Origin of the sequence: Haloferax sp. AB510 (assembly GCF_024136985.1) — an archaeon.
Classification (GTDB): Archaea; Halobacteriota; Halobacteria; order Halobacteriales; family Haloferacaceae; genus Haloferax.
Window position 1 is genome coordinate 1 of record NZ_JAMYJY010000018.1, and the last position, 13,825, is coordinate 13,825.

The following is a 13,825-nucleotide window of genomic DNA, read 5'->3' on the forward strand; positions in this document are numbered from 1 at the left end:
TGAATCCAAAACAGTTCGATCCGAATTTTATGCGAACGTTGTCAATCAACTGATTAGGAAGCACTCATTCTACTCAGTTGAGCGCTGGGCACAAGCGATCGTATACCGTGCTAAAAAAGTTGGACGCATTGCCGACATTGTACCAAAGAATCGTTGATTTTGTTGCTCAAAGGGCAGATGTTGTGAATCCACAATATGAATGGTTGAAGTGGATTGCTGGACAAGAGAACATTCTCTTATATACTCTTGGCGCTGGACCGGGTCAATCAGTTCTACAAGCTGGGGACAAAATTACTGCAGTTTCTCGTTTTTATGCTGTTTACCTTGGCTTCATAAGAGTTCCTGGTAGGGCCCAGAAATCTGAAATTCTAATAGAATTGCTCAACGAACGATTAGAGGAATTGCCAGACGAATATGCGTCAATTTTGGATGGTTTGAATACAGGGTTGGAAGACATTCATCAGGCGACTTTGGAGTATTCAGAAGAGTACCGGTAAGGTCTCTATCAGTCCTTAATAACAGCTGAACGTGGGTGGATACATGCAATATCAATTACAGCTGTTGAAAGAGACAACTGTTCCTCACAAGAGGTATATGAGAGATTATCACGACATCCACCCACACCAAATCATCAATTTCTATACCCTCACTTTTCCACCTAAGCGAGGCAATTTGGACACGCTCAATTTCTTTGTTGGACGCAATTCCAGTACCATACTATTGTCCTTGAATACAGTATTCTCTCTACCGAAGAGAGCCATCGAATTTCTCAACAATCATCACCAAAAGTCTCATATCCGATGTAGTGCTTTATTACAAGTTCATCCAATTTGAGACACCATGCTAGAGGAGAATGAATTGCGAATCATGGCGACACTTGATTCCCCTAAAAAGCGCCGAGCACTTGCTACTGAGCTCGGATATGAGCCGGGGACCATCACGAACGCTGTGGTACATCTCGAAAAATTGGGATTGGTCACCCGTGAACGGGTGGGAAACGAGACGATAATACACCCAACGTCTGCGAAGTGCCTCGAGGTGTACCAAGACCTCACGGCAACCAACTCCCACGTTGACTTCCCGGAATTGCTGACGTCGTCGATGCTTCGCGTCCTCTACTATCTCCCCGCGGATGAACCAGTGTCGGCAGCCGAGCTTGCCCAACGAACCGAAGTGTCACGGGCAACTGTCTATCGGACGCTCAAGACGCTTACAAACCGGGCAATAGCTGTTAAGCAAGGAACGAGATACCGCCTCACCGAACAGTTCTCAGGACTTCACAAGTTCACCGTGGAGCTCCGGCACCAACACCACCGTATGCAAGTCCGAACCGACATCGGGAGTGGAACACTTCTGTGGGAATCTTATGACGAGTTCATTGTGCGAACAGACGGGGGTGTTGACGACAGTCAGTACCTGCTGACAGGACTCGATGCATTCAGCGAATACGGTCTGCAGTTCTTCACGCGCTCGTGGAACTATTACTTCTACTCAGAAAGCCGAGAGTCACTCTCACCGGCCGAGTTGGTCTGTCACCTACTCCTCATCGAGAACGACGCTCGCCACCGAAAGTACGCTATGCTTCTCATTACCGCAACCAACACATCCCACGAAGACGTTCACGAAGCCGCAACAGCCTACGGAGTCGAAGACATCATCTCACCTCTCTTGACGTACCTACGAACAGAAGGCGAACAGACCTCAGCCCAAACCCCACCCTGGTCTGAAATGGAATCGCTCGCTCGTGACTACGAGGTAGAGATATGACCCGCGAGTCGACGTTGGAATACACGGCGATCCGAGATCAGTTTCACAAACTCGCGAACCTGATCAACGAGCCGATTACGGTGTTCCTCATTGGAAGTGGCGCTCTTACGCTCCAGGAGCTCAAGAACGCGACAAAAGACATCGACTTCATCGTTAGAGAAGATCTCCACCAGTTGTAGTGTATTAGCTAGCGTAAGTCTTGATTTTGATTCGGATTCGATTAGTAGATTCAGTAGGAGTCGAATCTCAACCTCACTTTTAGATCCCTAATTCTCGGATATTATGTGAAACGGTTACTATATAAACATAAAGAATTGGCTAAGTTAACTCTATCTTCGTCCTCACTAAGACAATCCACCCTGAGATAATACCAACGAGACGCTTAATCGAGTCGAACCAGTCGTAGCAACTAAAGAAGGATACATCTGCTATGTTTCTGGAAGTTCATCATCAGGCTTTGACGTTGTAGGTTATCTCTATGTCAACCTTTGTTGGATCCTGTTTGGCAGTCCCTCCAACCCGGTTGGTATTGTCGATGAGTATTGCCCAGTCACCTGCTGGCAACCGGCCTTTCGTGGTGTGGTGAGTTGTTTTAAACCCCGTCGTAGATTCGTGATACCGAATGTCTCCGGTCGAAGCGAATCGCTTGAGGTTCTTTTTTTGAGGTCACGATCACATTGATTGGATTCCCATTTAGAACCTCTACATCTACGTGGAGTACTGCTGGCTTTTTCAGGGAAAACTCAAAGTATGTATACGAACCGGAGGGTATCGTATCATGGTCGTAACCTGAGAACAACTCTCCAGTTTGCTTCGATTTAGCTGAAGAAGTACCTGAACCACTACTAACGACATCCAGTAAGACTAGAACACCGCCAAGAATACCTGTCCCAGCACCTGCTAATCTCATCATTGTGTATAACTCATATTGTGCTTGATCTGAACTGGAAAGGGTACGGACTAGTTGCCCACCGGTAGTTTGGTATTCTGCGACACCTTGTTGGCCGATGAGATATAGCCGGCACCTGCCAAGATTAATACAATCCCAATACTCCCTCTTAATCTAATTGCCATGGAGGACGTGTTGGATGTGTGACTACTTAATATCAACCGGCAGTAACTGATTTCGAAACCTGCTGTTTGTTCTTGACTAGACCATAGCAAAGACTAGGCTAAATCCACAGCCTAACTAGTTGAATGACTTCGGTTACTTGTCTAATTCTGCACCCTCACTTTTCCACCTAAGCGAGGCTACAGGGCAATCTACTCGTTTGTACTCAAATGTGAGGTTTCAATCAGTCCTCCCAGAATGCACGCTGCCTGGCTTCAATCTCGGCAAGAGCCATTGAGAGGACATCGCGCCAATCGCTAGGATGTGATGAATCATCTCCAGGAGTCGGTGCATCTGGACCGGGATGGATGTGGTCGCGAGCGTTATGATCCAATGGATAGCGGTTCCATCGATGATCGAACGTCCCCTCAACGTGATCCTCGTGGTAATGGAGCGAGAAGTCCCCGTTCTCGAACCAGACAATCTCTACTCGAGCATTTTGAACACTCGATGGGTAGAACCGTGTATCGTACACGCAGACCAGCCGCTCAGGGGCGAATTCAGGTCGGTCGACTATCTGATCGAACCGCTCGTCGGTAGCAAATCGATCTCGGATGACGTCCAAGCGGTCAAAATCAATTGGGGCACCTGAAACTGAATGGGACCCACTACTCTCATCCCACCCTGTCATACCGCCGTTCGCTGATCAGTAGCGTCACCCGACTCGGTTGCTAATGCCCGCTCAAGCAGATCAACTCGACGGCGAGCGGTCTTCCACGCAGAAACGGCCTCCCAAACATCCTCTATCGATTGATCAGTAGTCGATGCATGCTTTGAGAGAGAGACCGCTTCCGGCGACGCGACATCGAACTCCTCGGCAAACTCTTCTACTCGTGCTGCCTCAGCTTTCAAGAACTCAAGCAACTCCGCTGACGAATACTCATCTTGGAGCGTCTGGACCCGCCGCCAGTTCAAGTATGATTGGTTACGCTCGTACGTGGCCGGCGACTCGGTAACCCGTTTCACGATACCCATCTGTTCGAACCACTCGAGGTACTCTCTCGCAGCGTCGACGCCGTGGCCTGCGAGGTCTGCAACTTCGCTGGCGGTCGCTGGAGTGCTGAGCCCAAGCACAGCGTCAAAGAAGTCATCTCGCGTCCGCTCCCCACGGACAAGCTCCTCTGGCGAGGTCAGGACGTCGAAGTCTGGTGATTTAGTTCGCTCCTCGGCATCAGCCTTCAGTTCAGAGCGTGGTTCTTCCATACTCACACCACGAGGAGAACAGGAATAAATCTTGCTAGCACGGATTATTCCGTCTACATGATTCGGGGGCTGTATTAACCAACAGACCGGCTAGATACGCCCAGTTGTTGGTTAACATAGTTGTCGATGTCTCATATCTGGTGTAGTGCTTTATTACAAGTACATCGAAAATGAGACATCTGGACGTTGAGATTGAGTAGCGTTAGTTCGCCACTCAGGACAGGATCTCGCCGCAGGAAGTAGGTTTGGGCCACGAACCATTTGGCACACTCAACCCGACGACTGACGTGTTCATCGAGGTCGAGATTGAAGACCCCCCGTCATCGATGTGTAAATCGAACATCTCCTGCAGTTCTCAACTGGGACTCTCTCAGACATATCGCACCCCTCATCATCGATGTGTGAAAGTCGGTTTCTGCAACAAAGAGCAGGGGTCACTCTGGTCGAACGACGTCATCACACGAGTAGCATTCCGCGAACACGCCGGTTGTACCATCTGCTTCTTCAAACTCAATCAGCGATTGATGCGGTGCAAGTTCGTCACCGCAGTCAGGACACCGGCCAAGTATCGTCGAATCAGTCGTCATGGGGGAGTTGTGGAGACGAGTGTGACACAGATTGTCTCCAGTAGTAGCTACGTGGTGTCACAGCAAAGAGGTTTGGCCAGGCGGAGTACCCACCACATACATTCATGAATTGTGTTCATTACCTTTATTCACTAAATCAGATTTCTCCGCAGACCGCTGTAATCATGGATGAGCATAGTCTCACCCAGCCATGACGTTCGTTGTGTTTGTTCATCAGATGTATTCAGTCTGTTTGTTCATTGTGTACATTCATTGCTGAACACAACGAATAAATGTCCCTATTGGACACAATGAGTGCATGCACAGAAGATTCAAGATGGTGGTTCATCATGAACACAGTATGCTCACATATTCGACCTACAGCGAAGCAGGTGGGGTCGGGAAGACAACCACCGCAGCAAACCTGGCGGTTGCGCACGCTCGGGCAGGGTTGAAACCGCTCGTCGTTCCACTTGACCCACAAGACGGCGATCTTTCACGTCTCTTCGGGGTTGACGACCAGCGGACGGATTCAGTCGATAACATTGTCCGGCATATGATTCGACGCCCCAACGGCGACTTTGACGATCTCATTCGGACCGTCGAAGGTGTCGACATCGTTCCGGAGCACAACATGCTCTCAGATTTAGCCGATTTTCTCCAGCGAGAGAAAGACCAGGCGGAGGCCATGGGCGAAGCATTCGGGATGCACGCACAGTTACTCCGTGTGCTCCGCGAGGCCGGTGTCCCAGAGGAGTACGATGTACTGATCTGTGACCCACCAGCAACTGAAGGGCCACACCTCTACAACGCGATTCACGCGACGCGGTCGCTTGTCATCCCCGTCGAACCAAGCGCAAAGGGCCGTGCAGCAGTTGAGGGGCTTGAAGCCCTCGTCGCCGGGTTTGAAGACCAGCTCGAGATTGACGTTGGTGTGCTCGCCGCTGTGCCAACCGGATTCAAAAACACACGTGACCAACGGCAGGTACTAGCTGAAATCGACTATCCGATCCCAGAGATCATCAGCGAGCGTGCCTCCCTGATGGAGGGGTGCTGGATGGAACAGTGCTCGGCGTTCAAATACGTCCGTGAACATCGTGATCGTCGCCGTGACTACGAAATTGAGACGCTTGCCCAGTTCGACCGCATCGCGAGACATCTCGAAGAACAGGTTGGAATTGAGGCGCCAAATCCCCCGGAACCGGGTGACGTTGACCACGAGGTGGTGACGGCATGACTGGGATGAAGAAAGGAGCTGGGGAAGACCCGTTTGCGGATGACTCGTCGACTGAACCGACGGCCGAGACAGGGGCCCAAACGCAGGAACCAGCGCCCGAACAGGGTGGAGAATCGGAGTCGAACCAAGCCGAGGACGCGGACACCCAACAGTCTCGCCAGCAACTCCAGATACCATACAAATTCCGCCGTGATGGCGTCCAAGACGGTCGTGACCGCGTCCCGCTGTTCTTACAGAAGGAGACAAAAGTCGCAGAACGTGACGCCCTCCGGGAGTTCGAAGACCGCTTCGAAGAAAACGTCTCGCTCACCGACCTCCGTGAAGCGCTCATGAAGGTCGGCTTGCAGCACCTCGATGAGACAGAAGAGTGCCTCGAAGAATGGGGCTACGGGATGACGTTCGACTAGCCAAGAAACAGCGCTTACAGCAGTAGGCACGAAAACCGACGACTGGCAGTCGGTCACGGTCCGAACTAGGAATCCGCTGGGAGGTTTGTTGACCAAGAGAACGAGCGTCGCTTCCCTGGTAGCCCATTCTAAGGACCAAAGAGTTCGGAGGTAGCGCAATAATAGTATATTTCTTACATTCCCAATTACCTCATTGTCCCGCAGAGACAACGAGGATTAGCAAAATGTCGGTGAGTCTGCGAGTTTGGATGATGAATCGCATGTCGCTATATCAATTTCTGATACTGGCCGACCCACAGTTTCGGAGGATAGCTTTGATATATGGCCCTTTTTTAACAGATATACTGATACGGCTCTGTTGAAACCTCTTTCAGTCTTGCGATTCGGTGAAATGCAATTTCACATCGGTTCTACGAAAACCGGTGGGAAGAGTTACGCTCATCGAGGTCAACGCTAAAGGATTTCAACAGAGCCGTTGATGTGGTGGTTCCCGATGGTACAAGAACTCTGAAATGCGATAAAAACGCTACTGCAGGTCAACCGTGACCCGTCCATCAAACGAGAGGATGAGCGATTGGACGAAGTCGCCGAAGAGTGCCTTGCCTGTCGGTGAGCGCTTACTTCCGGTCGTAAAGACGTGATCACAGTCGTTCTCGTTCGCAGCTTGGATAGCTGCAGTCGAACGGTCTGTGTCGTCGACCACCGAGCAGACACGTTCGTACTCAACGTCGCTATCATTGAGTGCCTCGTTTGCGACTTCTTCTAGGAACGCGGTTGCACCTCCGAGGGCGGTATCTGGACCATAAGAAGTGTTTTCCACTTCACCAATTCGTTCGAGCGTCGAGACTGTGCGTTCGAGTTCGTCCTTCGAAACCATCACGAAGAGATATAGCGTGGCTTCTTCGGCTGCTGCGAATGAAGCGGCTTCACGGACGAGTTCTTTGCTGTCGATAGTATCCTCTACGACAACGAGCGCATTTTCCATATAACCGGTCGGTTCGCAACCAACATAAGCGTTTATTCCTCCTGAAAAATAGGGACATGACCACTCAATCGGCGATTCACAGTAATCGTTGCAACTCCTACGACAAGATGAATGCACGACATGAGTAGTCTCTCAGCCTACTGGAGTGAGAATTTTCCCGCGCCTAGTGAATTTACCATGCGATGTGCCACAAAATACTATGCCAATGGAAGTGAGAAGTGTTGATATGAGCGATCCGGGAAAGATGGATGAGCCTGCCATCAGAGAGTCCCTACAGCGAAATGTAGATATGTCGGAGTACGAATCATTCGTCTACCTTTCACTTGTTAGAAATGGCAAGCAGTCAATGAAAGAGATAGCAGAGACGAGTGGTGTTCCGAAACAGAGAGTGTATGACATTGTCGACACACTCCGCAGTGAGGGATTCATCGAACTCGACGACAGTTATCCGAAAAAGGCGTACGCAGTCGAACCCAACAAGACACTCGGACCGATCCAAACGCAGATCAGACGTGTTCAAGACCGGCTTGACGAACTCCACAAAACAGTCTCCGACATTGAAAGCGGCGTGGCACAGTTCAAGAACATTTCCACGATCGAAAAATACGTCTCAGAACTGTTTGCAGCAGCTGAGAACACGGTTTTTTTGCTGGCATCACCGGACCGGTTGCGACAGTTCGAAGATGACCTATTGGCTATGGGCGATGTCCAGGTCCGGGTAGTGGTCTCGGATGTTAATCCAGAGACGCTTGATGCCGGTTCAATCTTCAGGAGTGACCAGATTGAGCAGGTGACGAATCACATCCGTGGAACGTCACGGAGTGAGCCGTTCGTTCTCACCATCGACCGGAATAGCGGGTTTTTCTGGCCAAAGCCACTTGTCTCTGGGAGCGGTGAGCAGGAAGGATTCTACGTAACCGACTCTGAACTCGCGTTCCTGTTCGATCGGTTCCTCTCTGATTCTATCTGGCCATTGGCTACCTCCGTTACGTCTGAAGCTGACGAAAGTACACCATCACTTCCGACGCAGTACTTCCGGCTCAGAGACTGTCTTGCTGACCTGCAGATGCTCGCAAAAGACGTTCCGCTCGAATCACTCGCGGTCACATTCGACGGCTACGATAATCTCTCCGGAGACCAAGTCACTAAAACTGGCGTTCTCGCCGGATTCACGTATTCCGAGTATGATGATGTCGCCTACGTCGAACTAGATGTCGGGGTCGGTGATGGTAGTGATACCAAGCGCGTGACCGTGGGTGACTGGAAATCCGAAGGCGAGGATTTCAAAGCGCATCAAATCTCTCTCGAAGAGAGAGACGATCGGACTATCGAAGCGCTCCGTGAGGAGACAGCAGCATCGTTTCAGGCGTGTTTAGAAGAATTACCCACGCACCTCTCTCCGGCTAATGTCGTCGTTGGCTTCGATGGATACACTGACCACATACGGACGCTCGTGGGTGAGCGTAAGAGCCAGCGGATGTACGAGGAGATTGGTGAATTCGACACCGTCCGTGAGATGTTCACCCGCGCGGCGCTCTCTGATCGAACGCTCCAGTTCGAGTGGGCAGAAAGTGAGAGAGTCCCTGGCGGCCACACAGCGCATGCAGGGCGCACCATGGAGGCTATTGGATACGACGTCCAACTCATCGGCTACTTTGGTCAACCGGTCAGAGAGGAGTTCTCTGAGACGTTCACTGACGCCACCCTACTGAGCCTCGGGCAACCAACTTCGACCGAATACCTCCAGTTTGGTGATGGAAAGGTTCTGTTCACAGATTCCCGAACCCACCGAGCACTCAATTGGGAAACTCTCTGTGAGTACGTCCCTCTAGATGACATGGTCGACTACCTCGAAGGGACAGATGTCGTAAGCATTGGTGGCTGGGCGCTGTTTCCACAAATTTCGACAATCTGGGAAGGCTTTCGAGAGCAAGTGTACCCACAACTCTCGAACCCGCCGAAAGAGTTTCTCATTCCAATCTCGAGTGTCGCCCATCTCCGAGAGACAACACTTCGTTCGGATATCGACTCACTAAGCGCTCTCAACGATGTTGCAGATGTGACTGTCGTGGCGACCCGAGACGATGCAGAGCATCTCGGAGCGGTATTCCTCGACGAGACTGACACTCGTCGTCAGCGAGCGCTCCCAACCATGGCTACTGAGCTCCGTCGCACACTCGACGTCTCGCGCGTTGCGATCACAACGACCCGCGAGTCTGTCCTCGCGGCCGGGGGCGACCCACACAAGATTCTCTTACCGCGGACTGCGCAACCGGCAGAAGAGGGGACTGTTGAGGACCACTTTACCGCAGGGTTCGCTATCGGGTTGACCGAAGGACTCACCGAGAAGAGCTCATTAGCACTCGCAACCGCCTTGAGTGGATACTACAAACAACATCAATCGGTTCCAGATGTGGAAGAGCTCCGCTCATATCTGTCTGCGCACGACGACCTCAGCGCACTATAAGAATCAACTACGACTTATACAGGTGTTTTTTTGTCCATTTTTCAGGAGTGCGTGGCGTTCACACCTTATCGCTTCGAGATGAACAGGCCTCCCCACAGCACACCCACTAAGACGCCGCAGATGGCGAGGACAAGTGCGACAGCCGCTAGCAAGCCAGATATCTGATGTGCAAGTATCGTGGATTCGTTCAGCGGTCCGGCCAAGATGTCGACGGCGTATCCTAAAAACAGGATGCCGAGAACGGACCCAATAAAATACAGAATTGGGGTGTATCCTGAGAGGGCGGACAACACTCTCGAATCCGTGTTACTGTCGAATGACTCGGTAGTTGCCATGTGTGTGAATAACTGTGTGGCCTCATACTACATTAAATTGCCCACTGATTGGCAGTCGCCATACGAAATAGTCTGATAGAAAATCACGCCAACTCCTATAGTTTCAACTTCCCCCGCACTGTTGAATGAATCATGACCGATGTACTCGTGGCTGGGGAGACGATAATTGACTTTCTCCCTACAGAGACCGGAGAACTGGCGCGTGTCGGAGAGTTCACTCGTTGTGCAGGCGGTGCTCCTGCAAACGTCGCTGTTGCATTATCACACTTAGAGGAGACGCCACTGTTCTGGACTCGGCTTGGTAGTGGTCCGTTCGGCGACTTCCTCGCTGAGACGCTCGAGTCCGTGGGACTTCCGATGGACTTCATCGAACGAGATGAAGGCGCCAAGACCGGTCTAGCGTTCGTCAACCTTGGCGAAGACGCAGAACGCGAGTTTACGTTCTACCACGGTAATGCCGCTGAGACGCGGTTTCAACCGGGGACAGTAGCGGACGAGACACTGGAATCGATATCGTGGGTTCACTTCGACGGGCTCTCACTCGATGCGGAACCCAGCCGTGACGCGATTTTTGACCTCGTACGGAGGGCTTCAGAGTCTGGCTCTACGGTCTCATTTGACCCGAACGCGCGTCCAGAGCGGTGGACTGACTTCGATTATACAGACTCCATGTATCAAGCGTTCGAGTACGCCGACGTAGTGAAGGCCACGCCCGAGGACATGGCAGAGATGGGCGTCGGGGGTGACGCAGATGAACTAGCGGCGCACATTCTCGAACATGGGCCTCACACTGCTCTGATTACACTCGGTAGTGAGGGTTCGTTTGCATCGACGACTGACTTGGCACCATGGACTGACAGCGGTACGTCAGTGAGACACGGTGGCTACGAGGTCGACCAAGTGGACACAACGGGTGCAGGTGACGCCTTCACTGCAGGCTGTATTGCAGCACTCGTCGAAGGACAGAGGCTCGAAGAAGCGCTGAGTTTCGCAAACGCCGTCGCAGCGACAGCAACGACCGCTCATGGGGCAATGGAAGCACTCCCAGACAGAGATGCCGTCGCAGCACTCCAGCGAGACCAGTAACATTTAACCAGTCAGTCGTGCCGAAGTCGGTCCAACCATGTTACGCAAGCAATGACGACCACGTTGGCCCAATTGGTGTTTCGAGCCGCTCAATCTCAGCAACAGACACCGATACGTCGAGGCCCTGATCACACATACTGAGACGCCAAAGGGAATGCCGAAGAGTTCTCCGAGTTTCACGCTGAATCCCTACGTCACGGAACGTTCAGTTCTTCGTCCTGCAGGTGATACAATCGACGGGAGACCACGGTACCACCGATGCCCCCGAACTACCACGTGTAGTTTAAACCGGAGGAGTACAGACACACTACGACCTGAGAAAGGGCACAGCGTATCTGTTCGGGAGGTTTTGGATGCCCCGAAACAGAGCCGGGCGGCGTCGTTAGTCGTCTACTGCTTGGCTACCGGACCCCGTCTCGGTCTCGGGACGTGCTGCCGGCGGGAGGTCGGGGCCGAAGATGTCAGTCTCGAGATCGACTTCCTCAACTGGCTCGCTGTCCCAGTACGGATGGTCGCCATCCTGCTCACGGAAACACGCGACTGAGTGGCCGTCTACATTGCTCGCCTCAAGTGACGGTACTTCCTTCGTACAATGCTCACGGGCCTTCGGACAGCGCGTCTGGAACGGGCACCCGCTCGGCGGGTCGACCGGGTCGGGGATGTCGATGCCCCGGATCGGCGGCTCCTCGGCGTCTTCGTTGGGGTCGACGTCGGTCGTCGACCACCGGAGAACCTTCGTGTAGGGATGTTTCGGGTTAGTAATCATCTCTTCTGCGGGACCGATTTCGACGATATTCCCGAGGTACATGACACCGATACGTCCATCGGTCTTGCCCGCGAGGTAGCGGGCGTTCTCCAGGTTGTGCGAGATGAACAGGTACGAGGTGTTGAACCGGTCCTGAAGTTCGAGCATCAGATCCATCATCTCCACACGCAGCGAGACGTCTAGCGCTGAGACGGCTTCGTCAGCGAAGATGAGGTCAGGATTCATGAACAGCGCTCGGATGAGAGCCACCCGCTGCTTCTCGCCACCGGAGAGTTGGTGGGGGTAGCGCTCGGCGTAATCCTTCGCCGGCGTCAACCCGACGTACTCCAGCATTCCGAGGATACGCTCACGACGGTCCTTGAACGAGAGGTCAGACTGCGCCTGCTTGAGCGGCTCTGCGAGTACCTTTGCAACACTCATGTTCGGGTTCAACGAACTTCCGGGGTCCTGATGGATAAGCTGGAGTGACTGGCGTATCTCATTGAAAGAGATGTCTCCGCTCCCCCCGTCTCTGGTCTCCCAGACATCTTGTCCCCGATAGTCAAGCGACCCGTCGGTTGGTCGTTGGATACCAATCGCCGTCTTTCCGAGCGTACTCTTCCCACAGCCAGACTCGCCGATGAGGGCAACAACGTCGTTCTCGTAGATATCGAGGTCGATGTCGTTGACCGCGTACACCGTCTCGGATTCGCCACGGAGTTGCGAGAGGAATCCACCTTTGTTTTCGAAGTGGACGTCGACATCGTCGAGGGTGACGACTGGTTCTACCGACTGCTTCCCTTGAACCTCGAAGTCGGAGGCGGGAACGTCGTCGTGTATCGCCATCGGAATCTCCTCGCGTGCTCGCTCCCAGTGGAAACAGGCTGTCTCGTGATCATCGCCCGCCTGTTCGAACGGAGGGTCGGTCGAGTGACACTTACTGGTGGCGAGCGAACAGCGTGAGGCGTACTGGCAGCCAGTGTGATCGTTTACTGGGTCAGGACTGGACCCTTCAATCGGTTTCATCTCGTCGAGCGGCGTGTTCAGGTTCGGCACCGCATTGAGCAAGTCTCGTGTGTACGGGTGAGCGGGGTTCTCGAGCATCTGGTCTGCGGGGCCAATCTCGGCTAACTCGAAGGCATACATAACGCCGATACGGTCTGCCAGTCCAGCAACGAGCGGCAGGTCGTGCGTGATGAAAACGACCGTCAGCCCGTACTCTTCTTGAAGTTCGGCGAGGAGTCCGAGAATCGACCGCTGCATGAGCAGGTCAAGTGCCGCCGTTGGTTCGTCCATCACGAGAACGCGAGGCTTCAACACGAGCGAGAGCGCGATGAGTGCTCGTTGTTGCATCCCACCAGAGAGTTCGTGTGGATACGACGTCAGCACTCGTTCGGGGTCGAGGTGGAGCTTTGTGAGGAGCGATCGTGCGTGTGCCATGCCCTCACTGAGGCTGTGGCCGTGAGCCTTGATCGTCTCGGTGAAGTGGTCCTTGATTTTCTGAGTGGGATTGAAGGAACTCATCGCCCCCTGGAACACCATTGAGACCTCTTTCCAGCGATACTTCTCCATCGTCTCCCTGTCTGCGTTCGCAAGGTCAACTGGCTGACCGTCTTCCGGGTGGTAGATGATTTCCCCCGAGAGGTTTCCGGGTTCGACGACGGCGTTCAGCATCGAGTCGGCAAACATTGACTTTCCGCTTCCGGATTCGCCGACGATACCGAGAATTTCGTTTCGTTTCACGTCTACCGACACGTCGTTGAGGACCCGAGAGGTCCCCCGGTCCATGTCGAACGTGACCGATGCGTTCCGTATCTCGAGGATTGTCTCCTCGTTCATGTCCGATTCTCTCTCGTGCTGGATTGTTTTACTCATGACTTTCCTCCGAAGTCGCTAGCTGTCTGTGAACGATTTCG

Annotated in this window: 12 protein-coding genes; 7 read left to right on the forward strand and 5 right to left on the reverse strand. The window is 52.8% G+C overall.

The features are described from left to right. Positions 1 to 119: 119 nt before the first annotated feature. The 3 genes from NKF06_RS05360 (at position 120) to NKF06_RS05370 (ending at position 1,946) form a co-directional block, all read left to right on the forward strand. Positions 120 to 497 carry a hypothetical protein gene (locus NKF06_RS05360; RefSeq protein ID WP_253244746.1) on the forward strand — a complete coding sequence of 126 codons (378 nt, stop codon included), beginning with the start codon at positions 120 to 122 and terminating at the stop codon, positions 495 to 497. A gap of 343 nt (positions 498 to 840) precedes the next feature. Beyond that, positions 841 to 1,767: an HTH domain-containing protein gene (locus NKF06_RS05365; RefSeq protein ID WP_253244747.1), complete on the forward strand. Its 927-nt coding sequence runs from the start codon at positions 841 to 843 to the stop codon at positions 1,765 to 1,767. Continuing rightward, complete coding sequence (locus NKF06_RS05370) at positions 1,764 to 1,946, forward strand: hypothetical protein (protein WP_253244748.1); 183 nt, start codon at positions 1,764 to 1,766, stop codon at positions 1,944 to 1,946. The genes NKF06_RS05365 and NKF06_RS05370 overlap by 4 nt, the downstream gene beginning before the upstream one ends. Before the next feature lie 1,116 nt (positions 1,947 to 3,062). Here the strand turns inward: NKF06_RS05370 and NKF06_RS05375 are convergent. Together NKF06_RS05375 and NKF06_RS05380 are read right to left on the reverse strand one after the other, a co-directional pair. Continuing rightward, positions 3,063 to 3,443, reverse strand: a complete 381-nt coding sequence (locus tag NKF06_RS05375; RefSeq protein WP_253244749.1) for a hypothetical protein — start codon at positions 3,441 to 3,443, stop codon at positions 3,063 to 3,065. A gap of 62 nt (positions 3,444 to 3,505) precedes the next feature. Further along, positions 3,506 to 4,081 carry a hypothetical protein gene (locus tag NKF06_RS05380; RefSeq protein WP_253244750.1) on the reverse strand — a complete coding sequence of 192 codons (576 nt, stop codon included), beginning with the start codon at positions 4,079 to 4,081 and terminating at the stop codon, positions 3,506 to 3,508. Between the two features lie 927 nt (positions 4,082 to 5,008). On the opposite strand from NKF06_RS05380, the gene NKF06_RS05385 reads away from it, so the two are divergent. Beyond that, positions 5,009 to 5,884, forward strand: coding sequence for a ParA family protein (locus tag NKF06_RS05385; RefSeq protein ID WP_253244751.1), 876 nt, complete (start codon positions 5,009 to 5,011; stop codon positions 5,882 to 5,884). After that, entirely contained in the window at positions 5,881 to 6,291 is a 411-nt protein-coding gene (locus NKF06_RS05390) for a hypothetical protein (protein WP_253244752.1), read from the forward strand. Before NKF06_RS05385 ends, NKF06_RS05390 begins: the two co-directional genes overlap by 4 nt. Positions 6,292 to 6,817: 526 nt before the next feature. On the opposite strand, the gene NKF06_RS05395 is transcribed toward NKF06_RS05390, so the two are convergent. Next, positions 6,818 to 7,276 (reverse strand): universal stress protein, encoded by a 459-nt coding sequence (locus tag NKF06_RS05395; RefSeq protein ID WP_253244753.1) that lies wholly within the window; start codon positions 7,274 to 7,276, stop codon positions 6,818 to 6,820. Positions 7,277 to 7,502: 226 nt separating this feature from the next. Between NKF06_RS05395 and NKF06_RS05400 the strand changes: the two genes are divergently transcribed. Further along, positions 7,503 to 9,743 (forward strand): TrmB family transcriptional regulator sugar-binding domain-containing protein, encoded by a 2,241-nt coding sequence (locus NKF06_RS05400; RefSeq protein ID WP_253244754.1) that lies wholly within the window; start codon positions 7,503 to 7,505, stop codon positions 9,741 to 9,743. A gap of 65 nt (positions 9,744 to 9,808) precedes the next feature. Here the strand turns inward: NKF06_RS05400 and NKF06_RS05405 are convergent, their stop codons facing one another. Then, positions 9,809 to 10,078, reverse strand: coding sequence for a hypothetical protein (locus NKF06_RS05405; RefSeq protein WP_253244755.1), 270 nt, complete (start codon positions 10,076 to 10,078; stop codon positions 9,809 to 9,811). Positions 10,079 to 10,210: 132 nt separating this feature from the next. On the opposite strand from NKF06_RS05405, the gene NKF06_RS05410 reads away from it, so the two are divergent. Further along, a complete protein-coding gene (locus tag NKF06_RS05410; protein WP_253244756.1) occupies positions 10,211 to 11,164 on the forward strand; it encodes a carbohydrate kinase in 954 nt (317 codons plus the stop codon). A 382-nt stretch (positions 11,165 to 11,546) separates the two neighbouring features. Here NKF06_RS05410 and NKF06_RS05415 read toward each other — a convergent pair whose 3' ends face one another. Then, positions 11,547 to 13,784: an ABC transporter ATP-binding protein gene (locus tag NKF06_RS05415; protein WP_253244757.1), complete on the reverse strand. Its 2,238-nt coding sequence runs from the start codon at positions 13,782 to 13,784 to the stop codon at positions 11,547 to 11,549. Positions 13,785 to 13,825: the final 41 nt, after the last annotated feature.